The sequence below is a fragment of the Erwinia tracheiphila genome, assembly GCF_021365465.1.
GTDB lineage: Bacteria > Pseudomonadota > Gammaproteobacteria > Enterobacterales > Enterobacteriaceae > Erwinia > Erwinia tracheiphila.
Map to the genome: position 1 here is coordinate 4,710,732 of NZ_CP089932.1, position 22,115 is coordinate 4,732,846.

At 49.8% G+C, this 22,115-nt stretch carries 22 protein-coding genes and 2 pseudogenes; 12 read left to right on the forward strand and 12 right to left on the reverse strand.

Features of this window, described 5'->3' with window-relative positions; all coding sequences use genetic code 11:
* Positions 1-147 precede the first annotated feature (147 nt).
* The 4 genes from yihX to fabY are packed head-to-tail and all read left to right on the forward strand — an operon-like array spanning position 148 to position 3,048.
* Positions 148-744 carry a glucose-1-phosphatase gene (gene yihX, locus LU633_RS24380; protein ID WP_016191349.1) on the forward strand — a complete coding sequence of 199 codons (597 nt, stop codon included), beginning with the start codon at positions 148-150 and terminating at the stop codon, positions 742-744.
* A complete protein-coding gene (locus tag LU633_RS24385; RefSeq protein ID WP_016191350.1) occupies positions 744-1,619 on the forward strand; it encodes a virulence factor BrkB family protein in 876 nt (291 codons plus the stop codon). Before yihX ends, LU633_RS24385 begins: the two co-directional genes overlap by 1 nt.
* The gene (dtd, locus tag LU633_RS24390) at positions 1,616-2,053 is read left to right on the forward strand and encodes a D-aminoacyl-tRNA deacylase (RefSeq protein ID WP_016191351.1); all 438 of its coding nucleotides are present in this window, start codon (positions 1,616-1,618) and stop codon (positions 2,051-2,053) included. Before LU633_RS24385 ends, dtd begins: the two co-directional genes overlap by 4 nt.
* 56 nt (positions 2,054-2,109) lie before the next feature.
* The gene (gene fabY / locus LU633_RS24395; protein WP_016191352.1) at positions 2,110-3,048 is read left to right on the forward strand and encodes a fatty acid biosynthesis protein FabY; all 939 of its coding nucleotides are present in this window, start codon (positions 2,110-2,112) and stop codon (positions 3,046-3,048) included.
* A gap of 12 nt (positions 3,049-3,060) precedes the next feature.
* Here fabY and rluF read toward each other — a convergent pair whose 3' ends face one another.
* The 8 genes from rluF to gmk form a co-directional block, all read right to left on the reverse strand.
* Positions 3,061-3,927 carry a 23S rRNA pseudouridine(2604) synthase RluF gene (gene rluF, locus LU633_RS24400; RefSeq protein ID WP_016191353.1) on the reverse strand — a complete coding sequence of 289 codons (867 nt, stop codon included), beginning with the start codon at positions 3,925-3,927 and terminating at the stop codon, positions 3,061-3,063.
* A 38-nt stretch (positions 3,928-3,965) separates the two neighbouring features.
* Positions 3,966-5,648, reverse strand: a complete 1,683-nt coding sequence (locus tag LU633_RS24405; RefSeq protein ID WP_016191354.1) for an AsmA family protein — start codon at positions 5,646-5,648, stop codon at positions 3,966-3,968.
* Positions 5,649-5,767: 119 nt separating this feature from the next.
* Complete coding sequence (locus LU633_RS24410) at positions 5,768-7,141, reverse strand: nucleobase:cation symporter-2 family protein (RefSeq protein WP_016191355.1); 1,374 nt, start codon at positions 7,139-7,141, stop codon at positions 5,768-5,770.
* Between the two features lie 172 nt (positions 7,142-7,313).
* Positions 7,314-9,395, reverse strand: coding sequence for an ATP-dependent DNA helicase RecG (recG, locus tag LU633_RS24415; RefSeq protein ID WP_016191356.1), 2,082 nt, complete (start codon positions 9,393-9,395; stop codon positions 7,314-7,316).
* Positions 9,392-10,090, reverse strand: a complete 699-nt coding sequence (trmH, locus tag LU633_RS24420) for a tRNA (guanosine(18)-2'-O)-methyltransferase TrmH (RefSeq protein ID WP_016191357.1) — start codon at positions 10,088-10,090, stop codon at positions 9,392-9,394. Before trmH ends, recG begins: the two co-directional genes overlap by 4 nt.
* Positions 10,091-10,093: 3 nt before the next feature.
* The gene (spoT, locus tag LU633_RS24425) at positions 10,094-12,208 is read right to left on the reverse strand and encodes a bifunctional GTP diphosphokinase/guanosine-3',5'-bis pyrophosphate 3'-pyrophosphohydrolase (RefSeq protein ID WP_016191358.1); all 2,115 of its coding nucleotides are present in this window, start codon (positions 12,206-12,208) and stop codon (positions 10,094-10,096) included.
* Between the two features lie 22 nt (positions 12,209-12,230).
* Entirely contained in the window at positions 12,231-12,506 is a 276-nt protein-coding gene (rpoZ, locus tag LU633_RS24430) for a DNA-directed RNA polymerase subunit omega (protein WP_016191359.1), read from the reverse strand.
* Positions 12,507-12,559: 53 nt separating this feature from the next.
* Positions 12,560-13,183: a guanylate kinase gene (gene gmk, locus LU633_RS24435; protein ID WP_016191360.1), complete on the reverse strand. Its 624-nt coding sequence runs from the start codon at positions 13,181-13,183 to the stop codon at positions 12,560-12,562.
* A 249-nt stretch (positions 13,184-13,432) separates the two neighbouring features.
* On the opposite strand from gmk, the gene ligB reads away from it, so the two are divergent.
* Positions 13,433-15,124, forward strand: coding sequence for an NAD-dependent DNA ligase LigB (ligB, locus tag LU633_RS24440; RefSeq protein WP_016191361.1), 1,692 nt, complete (start codon positions 13,433-13,435; stop codon positions 15,122-15,124).
* On the opposite strand, the pseudogene LU633_RS24445 reads toward ligB, so the two are convergent.
* A pseudogene (locus LU633_RS24445) lies at positions 15,099-15,182 on the reverse strand (trimeric intracellular cation channel family protein); the annotation flags it as partial. The gene ligB and the pseudogene LU633_RS24445 overlap by 26 nt on opposite strands.
* Before the next feature lie 184 nt (positions 15,183-15,366).
* Positions 15,367-15,699, reverse strand: coding sequence for a zinc ribbon domain-containing protein YjdM (locus tag LU633_RS24450; RefSeq protein WP_016191362.1), 333 nt, complete (start codon positions 15,697-15,699; stop codon positions 15,367-15,369).
* Between the two features lie 196 nt (positions 15,700-15,895).
* Here LU633_RS24450 and LU633_RS24455 point away from each other — a divergent pair, with 196 nt between their 5' ends.
* From LU633_RS24455 to LU633_RS24470, 4 genes are read left to right on the forward strand one after another with little or no spacing between them, the layout of a single operon-like run.
* Entirely contained in the window at positions 15,896-17,875 is a 1,980-nt protein-coding gene (locus LU633_RS24455) for a helix-turn-helix domain-containing protein (protein WP_016191363.1), read from the forward strand.
* Positions 17,876-17,877: 2 nt separating this feature from the next.
* Entirely contained in the window at positions 17,878-18,576 is a 699-nt protein-coding gene (locus LU633_RS24460) for an AzlC family ABC transporter permease (protein ID WP_016191364.1), read from the forward strand.
* Complete coding sequence (locus LU633_RS24465; RefSeq protein ID WP_016191365.1) at positions 18,566-18,916, forward strand: AzlD domain-containing protein; 351 nt, start codon at positions 18,566-18,568, stop codon at positions 18,914-18,916. The genes LU633_RS24460 and LU633_RS24465 overlap by 11 nt, the downstream gene beginning before the upstream one ends.
* Before the next feature lie 49 nt (positions 18,917-18,965).
* Positions 18,966-19,190: a hypothetical protein gene (locus LU633_RS24470; RefSeq protein ID WP_016191366.1), complete on the forward strand. Its 225-nt coding sequence runs from the start codon at positions 18,966-18,968 to the stop codon at positions 19,188-19,190.
* A gap of 484 nt (positions 19,191-19,674) precedes the next feature.
* Here LU633_RS24470 and LU633_RS24475 read toward each other — a convergent pair whose 3' ends face one another.
* Positions 19,675-19,926, reverse strand: a complete 252-nt coding sequence (locus LU633_RS24475) for a helix-turn-helix domain-containing protein (protein ID WP_016191367.1) — start codon at positions 19,924-19,926, stop codon at positions 19,675-19,677.
* Between the two features lie 110 nt (positions 19,927-20,036).
* On the opposite strand from LU633_RS24475, the gene LU633_RS24480 reads away from it, so the two are divergent.
* Complete coding sequence (locus LU633_RS24480) at positions 20,037-20,312, forward strand: helix-turn-helix domain-containing protein (RefSeq protein ID WP_016191368.1); 276 nt, start codon at positions 20,037-20,039, stop codon at positions 20,310-20,312.
* A gap of 558 nt (positions 20,313-20,870) precedes the next feature.
* Here the strand turns inward: LU633_RS24480 and LU633_RS24485 are convergent.
* A complete protein-coding gene (locus LU633_RS24485) occupies positions 20,871-21,236 on the reverse strand; it encodes a DUF943 family protein (protein ID WP_046372133.1) in 366 nt (121 codons plus the stop codon).
* A gap of 23 nt (positions 21,237-21,259) precedes the next feature.
* Between LU633_RS24485 and LU633_RS24490 the strand changes: the two genes are divergently transcribed.
* Both LU633_RS24490 and LU633_RS24495 read left to right on the forward strand, forming a co-directional pair.
* Positions 21,260-21,957 (forward strand): IS1 family transposase gene (locus tag LU633_RS24490; RefSeq protein WP_233481975.1). Its coding sequence is split into 2 segments (ribosomal slippage): positions 21,260-21,521 and positions 21,521-21,957, totalling 699 coding nucleotides; the frame shifts between segments, so codons are not numbered across the junction.
* 16 nt (positions 21,958-21,973) lie between these two features.
* Positions 21,974-22,096: pseudogene (locus LU633_RS24495) on the forward strand (DUF6387 family protein); the annotation flags it as partial.
* Positions 22,097-22,115 lie beyond the last annotated feature (19 nt).

The window sequence follows — 22,115 nt, forward strand, 5'->3', positions numbered from 1 at the left end:
TCATTATGCTGTTATCCAGGGCCAGCACAGACTGGCCCTGTTTTTTCATCCCACGGAATCTTCCTTCCAGTTTTCAAATTCCTTATCTGTTCAGGCTTCTATTTTACCGCTAGAGTGAACAACTTACCGGAACAAAAGGAGATGACCATGTTGTATATCTTTGATTTAGGTAACGTCATTGTTGATATTGATTTCAACCGGGTTCTGGGAGTATGGAGCGATCTGGGACGCGTGCCGCTTGCCACGCTGCAAAGTAATTTCACGCTGGGTGAAAATGTGCATCGGCACGAGCGCGGGGAACTTAGTGATGAAGAATTTGCCGGAAAGATGTGTGAGGATCTGGGGCTTGCTCTGAGCTTCGAACAGTTCACTGCGGGCTGGCAGGCAATTTTTGTCGGTGTACGCCCTGACGTGCTTCAGATGATGAAAACGCTGCGGGAAAAAGGGGAGCGCGTGGTTATTCTCTCCAACACCAATCGTTTGCACTGTTGCTTCTGGTCTGATGAGTATCCCGAAATACAGGACGCTGCCGATAAAATTTATCTCTCGCAGGAAATGGGAATGCGCAAACCTGAAGCGGGTATCTATCAGCGGGTACTGGCTGAAGAGGGCTTCAGTGCTGAACAGACGATTTTCTTCGATGACAACCTTGAAAATATTGAAGGTGCCCGTACGCTGGGAATCAACAGCATCCATGTAACCGACGCCAGTGTCATTCCGGCTTTTTTTGCTGAAAATCAGTGATGCCAGACCAACCTCGCCCCCAACGTACTGGACTGTTGCGATTCTGGTCGTGGCTTAAACTGCTTTGGCAGAGAATTAATGAAGATGGCATGACTACGCTGGCTGGCAATCTGGCCTATGTTTCGCTGCTGTCACTGGTGCCGCTGGTGGCGTTGGTATTCGCCTTATTTGCTGCTTTCCCTGCTTTTTCTACGGCCAGTGGCCAGCTGAAGGCGTTTATCTTCAATAATTTTGTTCCGGCCTCAGGCACGGCCATCCAGAGCTATCTTGAACAGTTTGTGGCTAACGTCAATAAAATGACCACCGTCGGCGCTTGCGGGCTGGTGGTCACCTCGCTATTGTTGATGTATTCCATTGATACCGCGCTTAACACTATCTGGCGCAGCCAGCGTAAAAGACCCCTAGTCTACTCCTTTGCCGTATACTGGATGATCCTGACTCTGGGGCCGCTGCTGGCGGGGACCAGTCTGGCGATCAGCTCCTATCTCTTGTCATTGCACTGGGCATCGGTAACGGGTGTCAGTTGGCTGATTGATTATGGATTACGGATTTTCCCACTGTTGCTCTCCTGGCTTGCGTTCTGGTTACTGTACAGCATTGTTCCCACGCGTCAGGTTGCGGGCCGTGATTCGCTGGTTGGCGCACTGGTTGCAGGGTTGTTATTTGAGCTGGGTAAAAAGGCGTTTGCTCTCTACGTGACGATGTTTCCATCCTATCAGCTTATTTATGGTGTCATAGCCGTTATTCCCATCCTTTTTCTGTGGGTCTACTGGACCTGGTGTATTGTTTTACTGGGCGCGGAAATAACGGTAACGCTTGGGGATAATCGTCTGGCAGAGCAGCAGGAAAAGGAACAACAAGGCCACTCATCATGATAGCGTTAATTCAACGAGCACAAAGTGCCAGCGTAAAGGTTGATGGGCAAACTATCGGGGAAATCGGACCTGGATTGCTTATCTTACTGGGTGTGGAAAAAGGAGACGATGAGCAAAAAGCGCATCGACTATGTGAACGTGTGCTGGGCTACCGCGTTTTCAGCGATGAACACGGTAAAATGAACCTTAATGTCCAGCAGGCAAATGGTAGCCTGCTGGTTGTGCCACAATTTACGCTGGTGGCAGATACGCAAAAAGGGACGCGACCTGGGTTTTCGCGCGGTGCAGAACCAGCAGAAGCCGCGCGTCTCTATGAGTATTTCGCTGGCTGCTGCCGCGAAAAAGGCATAAACACTGATACGGGGCGGTTCGCTGCTGATATGAAAGTTGCCCTGGTTAACGATGGTCCGGTCACTTTTTGGCTACAGGTTTAAACACCATGCGGGTTTAACAACACATGGCTAAATCGGGTTTTTAGAGAGAATCATTTATGTATCATCTTCGGGTTCCTGAAACAGCGGAAGAGCTGGACAGCTACTATCAATTTCGCTGGGAAATGCTGCGTAAGCCCCTGCATCAGCCACCTGGTTCTGAGCGGGACGCCTGGGATGCGCTGGCGCACCATCAGATGGTGGTTGATGAGCAGGGCGACCCGGTGGCCGTTGGCCGGCTTTACATTAATGCGGACAATGAAGCGGCAATACGCTTTTTAGCGGTACATCCTTCTGCCCAGGGCAAAGGGTTGGGGACCCTGGTGGCAATGACGCTGGAATCAGTAGCACGACAGGAAGGGGTCAAACGTGTGGTCTGCAGCGCCCGGGAAGGCACAGAGGCTTTTTTCGCCAGGCTGGGCTATGTCAACGAGGGCGAAGTTACCGCGCCGCAAACCACACCGGTACGCCATTTTCTGATGATTAAGCCAGTGATTACCCTGGACGATATCTTGCATCGTGCCGACTGGTGCGGTCAGCTGCAGCAGGCATGGTATGAGCATATTCCCCTTAGCGAAAAAATGGGAGTACGTATTCAGCAATATACCGGGCAGAAATTTGTGACGACCATGCCGGAGATCGGTAATCAGAATCCACATCATACGCTGTTTGCCGGCAGTCTGTTCTCAATAGCTACGCTGACCGGCTGGGGGCTTATCTGGCTGCTGTTGCGCGAGCAGCATCTGGGCGGGACCATCATCCTGGTCGATGCGCATATTCGCTATCACCGCCCGGTTGTCGGTAAGCCTGCGGCAGTGGCCGATTTAGGTTCGCTGAGTGGTGATCTGGGCCGCCTGGCTCGTGGCCGCAAGGCTCGCGTGCAACTGAAAGTGGAACTGTTGGGGAATGATGTCTGCGGAGCGGTGTTTGAGGGGGTATATATGGTCCTGCCGCCCGACGCAGAAGTGACCTTAGAGCAGGGTGGTTCGCCAATATGATCCGGCGCTGAATCAGCGCCCTTTTTTCTTACGTCCCGGTTGAGCAAAGCGTTTACGGGCAGTGGAATTGCCGGAGGCTTTATCAACGGACTTAGCCCCGCTGCTGTTTTTCGCGGTAGCGGGCCGGGGTTTCGTTTTTTTCGCCGTGGGCACTTCGGACGAGGAATTCTCCAGCAAGCGGAACAGCTCGGTCAACTCATCGTCGGTCAGATCGCGCCATTCTCCGAGGGGGAGTCCTTTCAGGCTGACGTTCATAATTCTGGTGCGTTCAAGTTTTGTCACTTCATAACCGAAGTGCTTGCACATCCGACGAATTTGCCGGTTCAGACCCTGCACCAGGGTAATGCGAAAGACAAACGGTGCTTCTTTTTTCACCTTGCATTTTTTTGTTACCGTTCCCAGCATAGGCACACCAGCGCCCATCCCGGCAATAAATTCATCGGTTATCAGCTTATTAACCGTGACCACATACTCTTTTTCGTGATTGTTCCCGGCCCGCAGGATCTTATTTACTAGATCGCCGTGATTGGTCAGGAAAATGAGTCCCTGAGAATCTTTATCAAGGCGGCCAATAGGAAAAACGCGCTTGCTGTGATTAACGAAATCACTAATGTTATCGCGCTCGCCTTCTTCCATGGTGGTAATGATACCGACGGGTTTATTGAGCACTATAAGTACCAGGTCTTCTGCATCTCGTGCCTCAATAAGCTGACCGTTGACTTTCACCGCATCACCGACATGCACCTGATCGCCTACCGAGGCGCGTTTACCATTGATGAAAACGTTGCCTTGTTCAATGTAACGATCGGCATCACGGCGAGAGCAAATCCCACTTTCACTGATGTATTTATTCAGGCGTGTTGAAGAGTTGGTCAGCATGGTTATTCCGCAAAAAGGCGGATGATACCTTTAAATGATTATTGTGCGCCAGCCACCTGGCCTGCCGTCATGCTTTGCTGTAGCGTTTTATCGCCAGCGGTAACAAGCAATGTGCCGTTAGTGGCAGATTTCAATGATACATTGGCCGCCAGGCTGCTCTGAATCTTCAGTTGGAGATTGCCTTCTCCGCTCAGGGGCAACGTTGGCCACCCCCAGTCGTGGAGTAGATTGACAGGCACGTTGCGCCCATTCAAGGTTAATGACAGCCTGCGGTCGGGCTGTTGAGTAACGGTTGCCAGGCTTTCCAGCATGCCATTATGGGTAAAAGCACTCATTTCGGTTACGTTGATGCCGTTGTCGCCTGCGTTAAGAGAGAGTGACGGGTGGCGCACATCCACGCGATTGAACGTTGCCTCTGCGGCATTAAAGCTAAGACTACCTGACCAAATCCCCCACTGACGATCACGGGCTATCAGCACATTGCTGCCATTCCCCTCCAGAGAAGTAAGCTGGAACGGAAAGTCAGGGTTGATATCGATAAGCAGATTGCGATTGGCCACCATCCTGGTCACTTGCACACTGTGCAGCCATTCTGGCAGTGAGGCCATCCAGTGGTCGCGCCAGTTTTGTGGCAGCGTGTATTCGATACCGGCTACTGCTGCCTCATCAAGGGTGAGTTTTTTATCCGCGCGCGTCCACTTGCCCGAGGTACGAATCAGCCCGTTTACCCAGCGTGAACTGAACTGTTTCAGCGTAATGTCCTGCGGAGAGAAGACGAGGTTAACAATCGGATCGTTCAGTTCCAGACTACCGTTAACAAAGCTACTGGCATTCATGGAGAGTGAACCGTCATTGCTTTGCCAGTCGCCGTTACGCAGCGTAATATTTTTTAGCGCTAAATCGAGATCCGTTACTGCCCAGTCTTTCCCCTCCAGCCTGGCGTCGGTTACCTCAATACGATCAAAACGAATGGAAGGATGTGATGCCAGTGGCGTCAACAAATCGGAAAGCGGCCGCTCGCTCTGCAAGCGGATATTGTTCAGCCTCAACGCCGAAACCTGCCAGTTACCCTGAGCGTCGCGCTGTGCACTGGTGGTGACAGATCCGAGCGCCACGTCCGCGCCAAAGCTGCTTATCACCAGCTGATGAAGGTTTTTATTTCCCTGTAACAGGACATTGGTGGCGGTAACACCATTCACCTCGAGTGAACCTGCACTGAGCTGAAAACGGGTATCGTTACCGATAAGATCGCCAGCCACGGGTTGCCACGGTAAAATTCCGCCATCAACGCGTGTGGCAGCCAGCGGTAAATGGCTGTCCGAATGATTGATAATCATCTTATTGAACTGCAGCCTGTCAGCTGACAGGGCCAGAAGATGGCCGTTATCGTTGATATTGATCGTGCCATTTTCCAGCCAGATGCTGGCAAAATGCAGCGGCCTGAAAAACTGCGCGCCGGTCAGTCCCAAATCGATTTTTTTGGCAACCACAATGGCGGGCCGGGTTTTAAGGCCGAAGGAAACATCATTTAGGACAACGTGGCCAGGTTCGGAAAAATCGTGCTTTAACTTCGAGAATGTAATTTGATAATCGGTATGTTGGCTAACGGCCCGGCTAATCCAACTACTCCCCCAACGGGTCTGCGCCAGCACGTATATCGCAACCACTGCCAGAATTATCAACAGCAGTATCGTCAGCAAAGTTTTTCCGATAAATTTCATTGCATCCGTTCCTCAAATCGTTCGGTAGGGGATTTTTATGCCTGATTTATCATCGAAGCTCAACCGGGAGATGACGGCGGCAGCCCGTGGACTTTTCGCCGCTATTGTAAAAGAAGAGATTATTTTTCCTGTGGCAACAGCAGATTCAGAATGATTGCAGTGATGCCGCCCGCCGCGATGCCGGAGGAGAACAGCGTTTTTAGCCACTCAGGTGCAAATTGCAGGATCAGCGGTTGCTGAGAAATGCCCAGGCCGACAGCCAGCGACAGCGCAATAATCATGATCGCCCGGCGATTCAACGGTTCTCGTGACACAATACGCACGCCGGACGCGGCAATAGTACCAAACATCACAATAGTTGCTCCACCCAGAATCGGCTCAGGTATATGCTGAACAAAGGCACTGACTGCCGGGAAAAGGCCCAGCACAATCAGCATCAACGCCACGATAAATCCCACATAACGACTGGCGACGCCCGTTAGCTGAATAACACCGTTGTTCTGACCAAAGCAGGAGTTAGGGAAAGTGTTGAACAGGGCAGAGACGCAGGAGTTCAGCCCGTTTGCCAGTACACCGCCTTTCAGACGCTTCATGTACAGCGGGCCACTAACTGGCTGTTCAGAGACATCTGAAGTCGCAGTAATATCGCCAATGGTTTCCAGTGACGTCACCATAAAAACCAGCATCAACGGGACCAGCAAATGCCAGTCGATGCCCAGTCCATAGGAGAAAGGCACAGGCACAGCAATCAGCGCACGCTGGGGCGTGGTGTCGTTTTCATGCAGCATGCCCATCAGCCACGCCAGCAGATAGCCGACGGCCATTGCAATCACCAGCGACGCCACGCGGAGATAAGGATTTTTCTGGCGATTAAGTAAAACAATCACCAGCAGGACTGCTCCCGCCAGTAACAGATTCTTTGGCGCACCAAAGGTGTGATTGCTCATTGCAGCGAAGCCGCCGCCAATGGACGTCAGGCCAACCTGAATCAGGGAAAGACCGATAATCATCACGACAATGCCTGAAACCAGTGGGGTGATAATCCGGCGGGCGAGGTGCAGAACACGTGACAGTAGCATCTCGGTACAGGACGCCAGCATCAATGTACCAAACAGCGCCGCCATCATGGTTTTTACATCGGCACCGCCATTTTTCAGCGCCAGCCCACCCATGATCAGCGGTGTGACAAAATTGAAGCTGGTGCCCTGAATAGACAGCAGGCCAGAACCGACCGGACCCCATGTTTTTATTTGCAAAATGGAGGCAACCCCAGAAGCGAACAGCGACATACTGACAATGTGCTGGGTATCCTGAGCGGGCAATCCTAACGCCTGACAAATCAGCAGGGCTGGCGTGATGACCGCAACAAACATCGCCAACAAATGCTGACAGGCTGCAAATAAGGCCTGAGGTAAAGGCGGCCTCTCTTCCAGCCGATAAATAAGCTCACTTTTTCCGGCTGAAGCGGCATGCTGTGGGGAGTCGATAGACATTGTTACTATTCTCTGGTGGTCAAAGAGGCGATTCTAATTAAGCGTGGAGTAAAAGCAAACGATTGCTGTGCCTGAGTGTTAATGTCAGGGATGAATATAGGAAACCCTCCCAGCCTGTACATGTACCCGGCCAACAGGGCCTGTACAGGATATGCAATAGGCTTATGATTCGTCAGACGTTGGTGTACTGCTCTGTTTCGGGTAGCCATCTTTCGATGAGCGCCCGCGCCTGCTCAGGATAGTGTTGATGAATATGCCGGGCAATGCGCTGTACTTCCGGGATCATTGCGCTATCGCGCAACAAGTCTGCAACCTTGAATTCTGCATTACCGGTTTGTCGGGTGCCCAGCAGTTCGCCAGGCCCGCGAATTTCCAGATCGCGTTGCGCAATGACAAAGCCATCATTGCTGTCACGCAGTACCTGAAGACGCGTTTGTGCGCCTCTGCTCAGGGGGGGTTTATAGAGCAACACGCAGTGCGAGGCGACAGAACCACGGCCAACCCGCCCGCGTAATTGATGAAGCTGCGCAAGGCCAAGCCGCTCCGGGTTCTCAATAATCATCAGACTGGCATTGGGCACATCCACGCCAACTTCGATAACGGTTGTTGCAATCAGCAGATCGATCGCCCCCTGCTTGAATGTCAGCATAATTGCCTGTTTTTCCTTCGGTTTCATCCTACCATGCACCAGGCCCACCTGTAACGAAGGCAGGGCCAGCTTCATCTCTTCCCAGGTTGCTTCGGCGGCCTGGGCTTCCAGCTGGTCTGATTCCTCAATTAAGGTACACACCCAGTAGGCCTGGCGTCCTTCCTCACCACAGGCAAGTCTGACACGCTCAATAATTTCAGCGCGGCGCGTGTCAGGGATAGCAACGGTTGTTACCGGTGTTCTGCCCGGTGGCAGCTCGTCAATGGTAGACGTATCCAGGTCCGCGTAGGCTGTCATAGCAAGAGTGCGGGGGATAGGCGTGGCGGTCATGATGAGTTGATGGGGATGGAAACCCTGTTCTTCACCTTTTTCCCGCAGGGCCAGGCGCTGATGGACTCCAAAGCGATGTTGCTCATCAATAATGACCAGAGCCAGGCCATGAAAGCTAACCTGCTCCTGAAAAATGGCATGGGTACCGACAATCATCAATACCTGCCCGCTGGCGATGGCTTGCTGTTGCGCTTCACGGGCCTTGCCTTTCTGCTTGCCAGTCAGCCAGCCCACTTCAATACCCAGTGGTCCGAACCACTGGCGAAAATTATTCGCGTGCTGCTCGGCCAGCAGTTCCGTGGGGGCCATCAGCGCTACCTGCTTACCCCAGGCAATCACATTCAGTGCTGCCAAGGCGGCAACCAGAGTTTTACCTGAACCAACGTCCCCCTGAACCAGCCGCAACATGGGGTGGTTCTGCGCCAAATCCTGTTCAATTTCAGCAACAACCCGTTGTTGAGCGCCAGTAGGACTGAAAGGGAGGGCTGCCAACAGCCTGTTGCTAAGTTCATGGCGAGTGGGCAAGTGCAAAGCCTGATGACGCTGCGCCCTTGCCCTTACTGCCAGCATACTCAGATTATGGGCCAGTAACTCTTCCATAATCAGACGCCGCTGTGCCGGATGTGTCCCGCTTTCAAGGTCGGCCAGTACCATATCGGGCGGCGGACGATGCAGTGTTTTAAGCGCCTCATGCAGATCGATCATGCCCTTGCTGAGTTCAGGTGGAAGCAACTCAGCGATTGCACAGGTTTGCAGGAGTTCAAGCGCCTGATCGGTAAGGTTACGTAGGGTCACCTGACGAATACCTTCGGTGGTGGAATAGACGGGCGTTAGCGTTTCCTGCAGTTCTACTGCACCGTTATCACCCTGGACACGGTATTCAGGGTGAATAATTTCAGCACCGCGCTGACCGCGTTTTATCTCGCCATATGCGGTGACGCGACGCCCGATTGCTAGGCTCTTTTTCATCCCGGCATTAAAATTGAAAAAGCGCAGGGTGAGGATACCCGTACCGTCGCTGATTTGGCAGGTCAGTATGCGGCGTCGACCAAAGGTGATGTCGCTCTGCAGCACCTCGCCTTCAACTGTGGCAAAAATGTTTGGCAGCAGGTCATTAATGGTATAGAGCTGGGTGCGGTCTTCATAGCGCAGAGGCAGATGCAGTAACAGGTCCTGCACGGTAGTTAATCCCAGCTTCGCTAATTTGCCTGCCTGACTCTGCCCAACACCCGATAATGTGCTGAGAGGAATCGCGTCTAGCAAGCGGCCTTTCATTTTTTGCGCCCCGACGCTTGCATGGTTTCCCACCATTCAGGGGGGGCAACCACTTCTCCTTTCCCATTGATTTCCGGGTAAGGAAGACCTTTGTGTTTAGCGACGCGTGCCAGAACCGGATAACCGCCTTCAAAAAGCAAACGTTGTTGTTCAGCGTGCGCAAGTGAACTTTCCTGACGCTGGTACATACCGGTATTTTGACGTTGGCGTTGTGCCTCATAAAGAATTAGCGCAGAAGCAACCGAGACATTCAGCGACTGCACCATGCCAACCATGGGAATAATGATGTCCCGATCGGCAAGTGCCAACGCTTCCTGAGTAATGCCCGTTTTTTCCTGCCCCATCAGAATGCAGGTTGGGCGGGTATAATCGATTTCACGAAAGTCGACCGCTTTGGCCGACAAATGGGTGGCGAGGATTTGCATCCCGCGATTTTTAAGATGCCCCACTGCTTCAGCAATGCTGCTGTGGGTTTTTACCTGTACCCAACTGTTGCTGCCGGCTGCCGTAGAGGCCATCGTGCGCATTCTGCAGCCGGGCCAGACTGCATGAACTTCGTGCACGCCGACCGCATCCGCTGTGCGGATTACCGCCGAAATATTATGAGGTTTATGCACTTCTTCCATGCAAACGGTTAAATCGTGCTGGCGCGAGGCCAGCATCTCAAGAATGCGGGCATAACGTTGAGCATTCATCGACTAATTTCTATTACGGTGGACTTTAATCACGTCCGGCATCACGCGAAGTTTACGCATTATATTTGCCAGATGAACGCGATCGTGGGCCGTCAGGCGGATAAAAGCGCAGTAAACACGGCCATCTTTCTCTTCCGTGTTCAGGCTTTGAATATTGGAGCCAGCCGTGTTGATTGCCGCAGTCAGGTTTGCTAATGCGCCCTGATGGTTAAACATATCAACCTTGATCTCAGCGACAAATTCTTGTTCAGTCACCTTGTCCCATTCCACAGCCATAAATTTCTCAGGCTCTTTTTGGTAGCCACGAATATTACGGCAGGACTCGTGATGTACCACCAGACCTTTGCCAGGACTGACATGCGCCACGATAGGATCGCCAGGAATAGGGCGACAGCACTTGGCGAGGGTGATTAGCACACCATCCGCTCCCTTGATGGGCAATTTGCCTCGGGAAGAGGAGCTGGCCGTTGCGGCTGTCAATTGCTCGCTTTGTTGAAGGTTTTTAGCAACCACCACGCTCATGGCATTGCCCAACCCAATTTCTGCTAATAGATCGTCAAGGGTTGACAGCTTCATGCGTTCAAGTTCGTGCCGGATATTCTCCGGTGAGATCTCGGCAAGCTTGCGGCTACCACCCAGCGCATGGTTGAGCAGACGACGTCCAAGGCTTATCGAATCATCGCGTTTGAGGTTTTTCAGCAGCTGACGGATTTTTGCCCGTGCTTTAGAACTGACCACAAAATTAAGCCATGCAGCGTTAGGACGTGCACCCGGCGCCGTTATAATTTCAACGGTTTGTCCGCTACTTAATGACTGGGAAAGAGGGTAGGGTTGACGATCAACGCGTGCGCCCACGCAGGCATGACCAATATCGGTATGCACGGCATAGGCAAAATCAACGGGTGTCGCCCCGGTGGGAAGTTCAACGATGCGGCCTTCCGGGGTAAAAACATAAATCTCATCAGGGAAGAGATCGGATTTGACACTTTCAATAAATTCGAAAGAGCTGCCAGCGCTTTGCTGCAATTCCAACAGGCTTTGCAACCAGCGCTGCGCACGGATTTGCGCTGTGGTGCTGCTCTCAGCCTGTTCTTTATAAGCCCAGTGGGCCGCTACCCCCATCTCTGCCATTTGATCCATATCTTCAGTACGGATCTGCACTTCGACGGGCACGCCGTGTGGACCAATCATTGAGGTATGAAGAGATTGATAGCCGTTAGCTTTGGGAATAGCGATATAATCTTTTACACGGCCCGGACGAGGCTTATACAAGCTGTGCATTTGCCCCAGCACCCGATAGCAGGTATCAACATCGCTGGCGATCACCCGAAAAGCATAAATATCCATGATGGAATGAAAACGCTGTTCTTTCAGATGCATTTTACAGTAAATCGAATAGAGATGTTTTTCTCTTCCGCTCACGCGGCACGGAATGCCTGCTTCCTGCAAACGGCCATCGATCTCAGAAAGGATCTTTTGAATCATCTCTTTACGATTGCCGCGTGCCGCTTTTACCACTTTTTTGATGACGCGGTAACGATTAGGATAGAGGGCTTCAAAACCCAACTCTTCCAGCTCGGTTTTCAAATGGTGGATACCCAGGCGGTGTGCCAGCGGGCTATAGATTTCGAGCGTTTCCAGTGCAATGCGGCGTTTTTTATCGGGACGCAATGCACCCAGCGTGCGCATATTATGCGTGCGGTCAGCCAGTTTGATCAAAATGACGCGAATATCCTGTACCATCGCCATGATCATTTTGCGGAAGTTCTCGGCCTGGGCTTCTTTCTTATCGCGGAACTTCAGCTTATCAAGTTTTGATACGCCTTCTACCAGTTCAGCGACGGTCTGGCCGAAAAGCTGTTCCACATCCTGATAGGTAGCGGGCGTATCCTCAATAACGTCATGGAGAAGCGCGGCCATGAGTGTTTCATGGTCGAGCCTCATTTCAGCGAGAATGCAGGTAACTGCAACCGGATGAGTAATGTAGGGTTCGCCGCTGGAACGTGTCTGCCCCTCGTGAGAATCACGTGCGACAAGGTAAGCCTGCTTGAGACGCTTGATCTGGTCTTCAGGCAGGTATTTTTCAATCAGTTGATTGAGACTTTCAAACAGATACAAGGGCGAGCCTTCCGGCTGATAGTTAACGACGACCTTCAGCGATAGCGGTAACAGCCTGTAGCTCTGCGGCTTCCTGCTCTTGCTGTTCCTGGCGATCACGCACATCCAGAATCTGGTTGGTAATCAGCCCTTCTTCGATTTCACGTAATGCTATTACGGTTGATTTATCATTTTCTTCCGGTACCAGAGGATCTTTGCCGCCAACCTGCATCTGGCGGGCGCGGCGGGCCGCAACCAGAACCAGATCAAAACGATTACCAATTTTTTCTACTGCGTCCTGAACGGTTACGCGTGCCATAAGTGTGATACTCCACGGGTGACGAAATGACTGGGCATCATACTGAGTTGTCTTCAGTCTGCCAACAGTTTGCTGATTAATGCATCATGACGGGATTTTTGACGTCCCATTCTCAGACGTTCAGCACGGATAATGGTTTTTAAATCAGATAAAGCCAGATCAAAATCATCGTTTATAATCAGGTAATCGTATTCTGCATGATGATTTATTTCAGCAACAGCCTGGGCCATACGTTTTGCGATAACCTCTTCACTGTCCTGGCCCCGGCCACGCAGGCGTCGATCAAGCTCCTCTTTGGAAGGCGGTAAAACGAAAATACTGCGTGCCTGGGGCATTTTTTTACGGATTTGCTGCGCGCCCTGCCAGTCAATATCAAGGAAAACATCCACCCCGGTAGAGAGCATCTGCTCAATGGCTTTACGTGAAGTTCCGTAAAAATTACCAAATACTTCCGCATGCTCCAGAAAAACCTGTTGCTCAATCATGTCGCAAAATTCGTCACGGGAGACAAAATAGTAATGTTCACCGTGATTCTCACCAGGACGGACTCCACGAGAGGTGTGAGAAACCGAAACCTGTGTGTCGTAAAGCGGCTGTGTTTTAAGTAGCGCCTGTATGAGGCTGGATTTACCTGCGCCACTGGGCGCTGAAACAATAAAAAGCGTGCCTTGAGCCATGGTTATTCTTCATAAGCCAGTCAGAATCTGATTTCGGATAGTATACACGGCTGGTCTCGTTCATACAGCGTTTCAGGCGTTTATCCGCACTATTTCCCTGAGAGCGGAAAGCGGTCCGCAGCATAAATGCAGTGTTGCAATTCTTGTTAAAAATATTTTCGAGCCAGTACCAGAAATTATTTTTTGCCTATCGCTCATAGCCCAACTTTTATTTGTAATAGCTCCGCAGTGAAAATAGGGAGTATGGGAATGCGCAACGTCATTATTTTATGCGTTCTGTGGTGTGGCCAGGTACAGGCACAGTGTCCGGTTTGGGGGCCTGCGCGGGCAGAACGGGAACTGACAGTATTAGCGAAGCAGCTGAGTGAATGGGATCAGGCCTATTACCAACAGGACCTGAGCAAAGTGGCGGATGAACATTATGATGCGATGGAAAAAAAATTTCATGCCTGGCAACGTTGTTTTCAACCGCAGAGTGACCTTCGTCAGCCTGAACTGAATAAGGCAGGAAAAGTCCTTCATCCTGTGGCGCATGTAGGGGTAAGAAAACTGGCGGATAAACAAGCCTTGGTCCGTTGGATGATGGGGAAAGAGGCATTATGGGTTCAGCCTAAAGTAGATGGTGTTGCCGTAACGCTCCACTACCAGCATGGCGTTCTGGTCCGCATGCTCAGTCGAGGTGATGGATTGCAAGGTGAAGACTGGACGGATAAAGCATCACATATCCCCGCTATACCGGGGCTTATTCCTTTCAAACAAGAAGCTGTGAGTTTACAGGGCGAGCTGTTTTTAATCATGCAGGATCATCAACAATCAGCTGCGGGAGGGATGAATGCCAGGAGTAAAGTAGCGGGTGCGATGAGGCGCAATGATGCAACGGATACACTGCAAAAGCTGGGCATTTTTATCTGGGCGTGGCCAAACGGACCTGAGAAGATGGCGAAACGGCTTGCCATGTTAAATCAGGCGGGTTTTGGCCTTGTAGCTGACTGGAGCAAACCTGTCAGCAATGCTGATGAGGTTGCCGCGTGGCGCGATCGCTGGTTTCACCAGAAACTACCTTTTGTGACAGATGGTGTAGTGGTTCATCGTACGCCAGTGGCGGGGCATCACTGGAAACCGGGTGAGAATAGCTGGTCGGTAGCGTGGAAATACTCACCACCTGAGATCAGTACAGAAGTCCGTTCCGTTGAGTTTCCGGTTGGACGAACTGGAAAAATCAGCGTTCTGTTAAATCTTATCCCTGCCCAACTGGATGACAAAAAGATAAGTCGGGTAAGCTTAGGATCGCTGTCACGTTGGTTGGCCGCTGATATCTTGCCTGGCGATCAGGTAACCATTAGTCTGGCTGGTCAGGGTATCCCGAAGCTGGCGAATGTTGTGTGGCGGGTTGCCGAACGCAAGATCCCGGCGATACCAGAGGCTAACAAGTTTACTCCATTAAGCTGTTTCACCTACACACCCGATTGCCGCGAACAATTTCTCTCCAGACTGGTCTGGCTCAGTAGCTCAGGGGCACTTTCAATGTCTGGCGTCAGCCGCAGCAGCTGGCAAAAATTGATGCAGGCTGGAAAACTCACGCATATTTTTTCCTGGCTGTCACTTCCGAACGAGGAGTCTGATGAGATTCAGGGAATAACACCAGCTAGACTAAGCAAGCTTTATCATCAGTTTCAATTGAGTCAACAGCAGCCTTTCAAACGCTGGGTAAAAGCCTTAGGCGTGCCTATCCCGGCCAGCGCACTTAATTCTATAAAAGATGATAGCTGGTACACTTTGCTGGCGCGCAGTCAGGACTCATGGCAGCAGTTGCCGGGTGTGGGTAAAAACCTTGCAGGACAAATTATTGCTTTTTTACACGATCCTTCTGTTCAGGCGTTGATTGCCTGGTTGCAGCATTATCAGACCCGGGCGATTAGTGTTCAATATGCGGATAATTGAAAACAGGCAAACCCAACTTAAAGCGTAGCGCCAGGAGGCGAGCAATAAAACCAAACATCTTACGACGACACATCTAAAAAAGCTGTACTGGCCCTTTACTAACCCATATCGTATGACATTATTTTTTTGATATTACGGGTGATATGCGCCCTTACACTAACAATAGTCAACGTGCAGTGGTTTTACGCCAATGTTGCTAAAATTTCGCATGGGCGACATCGAAATTAATTATATGAATTTATTTATTTTTTCTTAACAAATTCAGATTTCAGCTTCATAGGCCCGAAGCTGTCAATTTTGCAATCAATATTATGATCTCCCTCAACCAGGCGGATGCCTTTTACTTTTGTCCCAATTTTCAGCGGAATAGAGGTACCTTTGACCTTAAGGTCTTTTATTACAGTAACACAATCCCCGTCTGCCAGCAGATTGCCGTTTGCGTCTTTGACAACCAGTGCGCTTTCTGCTGCTGTGCCGCTGGACCAGACATGACCACATTCAGGGCAATTAAAAAACTCCCCATCCTGCCAGCTATATTCAGAGCGGCATTCAGGGCATGGAGGAAGGTTTTGCATATTCAGGTTCCGGGTGAATCCATATAAAAAGGAGGGCATTCTAACTTGTTGCCTGAAGGAAACCTACATAAAAGCCTGCTGCTGGCAAGCATGAGGAATTTTGAAGGAAACAATTGACAGCTGTTAATATCGTTCATTATAAGGAACGTAAGTTGATCTTTATAAAGAACGAATGTGTTAAGCCCCGGAGAGGATAATGGAAAATTCATTATTGTTGTCAAGTGAGTTTCGCCAGTCGGTTTCATTGGGCCTTGCCAGAGTAAGGAAATCTCGTGGACTCTCGCTATCGGGACTGGCAGAAAGCAGTGGCATTGGTAAAGCGACACTTTCTGGCATTGAGGCAGGGCGAGGTAATCCTACCATTGAAACGGTGTGGAGGCTGGCACATGCTTTGGGAGTGACATTTGGCGAACTGATTTCTCAGGAACAGGATCGGGCTGTTGAATCCATTTCTCCCGGCGTAAGTGTTCGTTTAATTAATAAACAGTCATCTCCCTTCGTTATTGAAACCTACGTGATGGATTTAGCTCCCCATACCCGACGGATGGCAGAAGCGCATATGGCTGGGGTGGAAGAAAATGTTGTGGTGCTGCAGGGGAAGGCGCTGACGGGCCCGCAGTCGGCACCTGTTTTTCTTAGCGCGGGTAAAAGTTGCAGTTTTGCCAGTGATATACCTCATCTTTATCAAAGCCTGGATGAGCAGACTTCGATGATGGTCACGGTGATTTATCCTTCACTGGCTGAAGGTGCGCCGGGCGAATACGATATCTGTCGCGAGTGGCCTGGAACGGAAGACGACTGGTCGGGCCTACAGCAGCAGTGCCGCCGCCTTGCACTTGAAAGCCGTCAGGGAATAAAGGCGGCCCGCCTCTGTTTTACTGGTTGTGACGGCATCAGTAACGCTGAAGAGCAAATTGAGCAAAAGCTATTACCTGAAGCGCCAGGCATGCAGATGTTTTATGTTGATGAGCAGGGACCGAAACTGATTTTCCTGTCTCGGGAAGGGAGCCATGCACGTCTGGATGATGAGGAAAACACTAAAAATCTGATCTTGCAGCAGGCCATTGAGTTGAGTAACTTTGCCCTTTCTTCCCAGTGCCCGAGCGATGATTTGCATCGTTCCAGATTGCAAATATTATCACGGTCTGACTCGCTCTGCCTTTCCAGCCTTGCATCAGAAGTATTAACCCGGAATGGGCAATTTTATGTGCCACTGCACGTTGCGCCATGTTATGAGGCGACGCCTGTTGTAGAAAGAAAGAACGATGCGGTGTTGTTTGAAGATCGTATTGATGTGGATAGCTATGCTGCCTGGGAAATGGCGCATCCTGCCTACGCGAAACAATCCGTGGCGATCGCACAACAGCTGAGTCATCACCTTGCTCATGGTGCTGCGCGGGTGATCGATATTGGGACTGGCCCGGGATTACCCTTGAAAATGCTGCTGGAGTTATTACCGGAACTCCAGGTCACCACGGTTGACCCGAGTGAGACCGCTTTCAATCATTTGCAAAAGTTATTCAAGAATGTCCCGAATGTTTATTGCTGCAAATGCAGCATTACCGATCTGTCGGTGCCAGAGCATCCATTTGATGCGGCTATTTCTGTTGGCGCGTCTCATCATCTGGACACGCTGGCGTTTTTAACTGCGACGCGGCGGCAGTTGTCTCCGGGGAGAGTTTTTATTGTTTGCGACGAAATGATTGGCCCTTTCTCTACTATCCGGCAACGTAAAACGGGTCTGATGCAGCACCATCTGCAATATATCGCCGATACCCTGATACCTCAGTCTGTGGAGGCTCTTGCTGTAGACGAACGCCGTCTGGTAAAAATAATGCGCCAGAATGTGCCACAGGCTTTATTTGAGGCCCGAACGGGAGATGAAGGGCGGGCTGAATATCGTTGCCGGCATCTGTTAGAAACCCTGCATACCTTAGATCTTCCCAAGCAACCTTCTGACTTTATACAGGTTTTTTATCGCTTCTATATTTTGGAACTGGAAGCGTTAATAGCCGGGCTTGACTATGAAGTCGAGCAAAAAACATCACCGGATTGTTTCTCAGATCTGGCTAGGCTTGCTGGATTCAGCGTGGAACAACATCGCCGTTTGTATGCGACCAACGGACGAACGGACAATGATGCCGGAACGCACCTGTTTGTATTACGGGCGTTGTGAATATGATGGATAAAACGATTAAACGCGCATTAATGGCTTCCTTGCCTATCGTGACGGGGTATCTTCCCATTGCATTCGCATTTGGTATGGCGGGTGTGGTCAATGGTTTGCCGGGCACGCTGGTCGTGGCTATGTCAGCACTCATTTTCGCGGGAGGCAGCCAGTTTGTATTGCTGGCCGCCATGCACGCAGGGACAGCCTGGTATTTGGTGCTGGGGATGTGTGCCATGATGGACATTCGCCATCTCTTATATGGTGCCGTAATGGTGCGTCAGCTACCTGCGGGATTGGTCAGACAGTTACTGGCTGCCGCAACATTGACCGATGAGGTTTTTGCGACGGCTCTGGTCAGGATGCCAGAAATCGCGATGATTTCACGCAGCCGCTGGCTGAGTTGGCTGGGAATATTCAGTTACCTTGCCTGGGTCACTGGAACAGGAATCGGCCTGATGGCAGGACTCCATTTAAGCAACACTTTTCCATTGTTGGCAGAAGCGATGCCTTTTGCACTGCCGGCTTTGTTCGTTGTGATGGTTCAGGAAAGTTTCACGCCACAATATCGTGTTCCGGTTATTGTTTCCGTGGTGGTTTCTGGTGCCTTGTATTTGCAGGGATTAACTGTGCTGGCGCTAATCGCAGGTGCGTTCGCGGGATGCTGTGCGGTTTGTTTGAAAGGAAAGCACACTGACTATGTCCTCTGAACAGATGTGGATAGCCGTGATGGCAATGGGGGGAATCATCTGGCTGTTACGTTGCTTGCCTTTTATGTTCAACAAATCAAAGTGTAAAACAGAGGATACAGCCGGACACAAATCGACGATCTTCAAGGCACTGGGGCCATCGCTATTAGCCGCTATCATGGTGGTTACACTTATCCCTGGTATTCAACGGGCAGTGACAGGCGGTTATGGCAGGATGTTATGCTATGGCGCAGGCATAGTAATAACGATGGTGGTGTTACGTGTGACCCGAAATCCGGGTGTTGCAGTTATCTGCGGAGTTGCGATATATGGTGCGGGGCTGTGGTTTCTTACACTGTAAACCTGATTGATGCCGTATTCTGATTTAGCTAAATCTGAGGAGCAATATCATGAACCAAAGCCAGCAGAGACATACTGATGAAACGGGAGCAACTTGCTTCGCTGAAGCCAGCAAAATGTTATGCAATGGACGCTACAGACGCATTCGACTGGATTGGGAAGTCACTACCGATGAGTTTTTTCATCTGGTCTGGGACTGTGGCAATGTTCAGACCAAAGTCATTCGCGAGCGTGACAGGTTCTATGTTGTCAATGGGCAATGTGCAGATGAATAGCTTGTTCAGGCGCTAAACAAATGACAAAACCCTGGTCCGGCCGTCACAGGCAGTATTGTGAAAAAATAAGGATTGGCACAAGCTATCAATAAACAAAATACCCTTGGTATAACCACTAATTTTTTAGTGCCTTTATAGCATCAATGAGGTTTCAGCGGATTAAAATTATCGTTCTGTCTCTTATTAAGACGTCGTAATAAAAATTAAGGTCTGTTATTTCGCTCATTAAAACTCTGCATGTACTGGTAATCTGTAATAAGGGGGGGGGCTTCATGATAACGCGCTATATTAATATTCTGTTATTGTTCTGTATCTATTCATTTTTAATTTCATTATATTCAAGAAACGTGCGAAATACTATTCATGCTTAATGTAGGTTGCTGTTGTCGACTAAAATTAAAATCTGCAGTGAAAGATATAAAAATACTTAAAGCGGCATGATCTCGACGCTATTACTCCCTGAGACCGGACGAAAGCGCTGAACTTAATTGTTATTGCTGTTGTTATATTCGTTTTTTCTTTTCCGACTGGGATAACGTGAAGGCCAGATTTCTGAGGGGCTTATTCCCAGTGCCAGGGCAATAATCACTTCTCCTTTTGGCCAGCGGCGATAAAGCGCATTGGCCAGAGTGGATGAGGCAAGGCCTGCTTCACGAGATAATTGTGACACCGAACTTCCTTTCTTCTTGAGTGCGGCAGAAACCTCAGATGGATGCCAGTCTTTCTCTGCTTTCAACGTCACTCTCCTTTAGTTAATCCTTTAACGTGCAAAATTTAAAATAGTACGTTTTGTTCTAATATAAAAGCTGTTCGATAGTCGATTTTGTTCTATCTGAGAGGTCTTATATGCCTTCATTTTTTACAAATGACTATCAAAAACTTATTAGCTATCTGGTGGATGCACGCAAGAAGCGAAACATTACGCAAATGCAGCTGGCGAACGCGATGCGGATTGAGCAAACGCTGATATCAAGAATTGAACGCTGTGAAAGAAGGCTGGATGCCGTTGAGTTTTATCACATTTGTACATTACTGGGTGTGACAACAGAGGACATTTACAACCACTTTTTGCCGAGGTTTCAGGCTATCAACAAAGTAAATAAGCCATCAGACGAGCAATGAGTGTTCAGGGTAAATATTATTGTTTGTATGCTGGCTACGATGAATTGATGCATGCAGCAACGAGTTATCAATCCCGAAAGCGGTGTTAGATATTTTTCGATGTCAGCTCAGAAAAATACGCAGAACGTTTACAACAGCCATTGACTAAAACGAACGAATTTTTGCTAAAGTCGTTGACTGGCAGCTGAAAATTATGTTTACAGCATTTAATTATCGCATGGTTTTGGCTGACCATAGTGCTCTGGCGTTAAGAATTGCAGACGGGAATTCAGGGCCCTCTGTGGAGTGAAACCACAATAAGCCAGGAAGAGGCAACCACCTTATGTTCTTCGTCTTCGCTGGTGCCCTCACTGAATAACTGCGCGGAACAGTGCGGCACATGTGGGGTATGGCGCTGGACTCGTTTTTTTTGCATGACCGAGCTGCATCGGTCCTGAAATGATTACTGACATATCACACAGCAGTAAACGGCAGATATAGCGGTATCAGGCGCTGCTATTGGTACAGGCTGAATAGCGCGGATGATTTTATTGCTGTCCTTACGCGAGGGAAGTGGTTCTATTCGTAATTGCTTTTTACCGTCTTACTGTTTTCTTTCACTCGATATATTCCACCATCGACCCAAAAAGACATTCCCGTATTTTTACCGTTCTTAACAAACATAAGGGAGTTTTTATTAATACAATTTAGTGGTGGTTTCATATCACTAAAACAGAGCCTGTCATAACCATCAGTTTCTACGTATCCATCGCCAAAATCCCAAAAGTTGACTGTAAAAGAACCATCTGAATCTGGTTTAGGAATGCCATATTTTTCTTTAAACATATCTTTGTTTTTCAGCCACCAGTCTATTTTCCCTTTGTCGGTATAAGGGAAGTTATTAACTAAAATATCGGTCGTGACGCAGACTTGCTGATCACGTATGCTTTGCGCTTTGGATGTAACATATGGCTAAAGTTGATGTCGTCTGCCCTCAGTGCAATGAAACTCATGCTGTACGATGTAACGGACATTCAGCATCCGGCGCCCAACGTTACATCTGCAAGCATTGTTCAAAGACCTTTCAGCTCAATTTTAGCTACTCCGGTGCCAAACCAGACACACACCAGACCATTGTTAATATGGCCATGAATGGTTCCGGATGTCGCGATACCGCACGGGTCCTCGGTATCAGCCTCAATACGGTTCTGCGGCACTTTAAAAAATTTCGCCAAAGCAGGTAGCTGAGAATATCGACCCCGAAACGGAGGTTGTTATCTGCTGTGAAGCCGGTGAACAATGGCCTTACGTGCGGTGTAAAAGCAATCCCCGGTGGTTGTTCTATGCTTATGACCGTATCCGCAAACGTGCTCTGGCCCATGTCTTCGCCCCGAGAAATGCCCCGACCCTGCAACGATTGCTGGCCCTGTTAAGCAAATTTAACATTGCCTTTTATATGACAGATGCCTGGCCGGTTTATAAAGTTCTGTTAAGTGCAACAGGCCACGTGGTGAGCAAGAAATATACCCAACGGACAGAACGACATAATCTTAATCTTCGCACACATATCAAACGACTGACCCGCAGAACAATTTGCTTTTCGAAGTCAGAGGAAATGCACGATAAGATCATCGGTTGGTATCTTACTCTTCATCATTATCAATAAATCTGCGTCACGACCGCGTCTGCTGTATACCGATGATGATGACGAAAGTGATACCCGGATGAACCACCAAATCAGGGACACGGACAGACCACTTGCTTTGAAAGCTGCGAGTATACCGTTCATCCGGCAGACCCTGTAAATAATTCTGTGTATCTGCC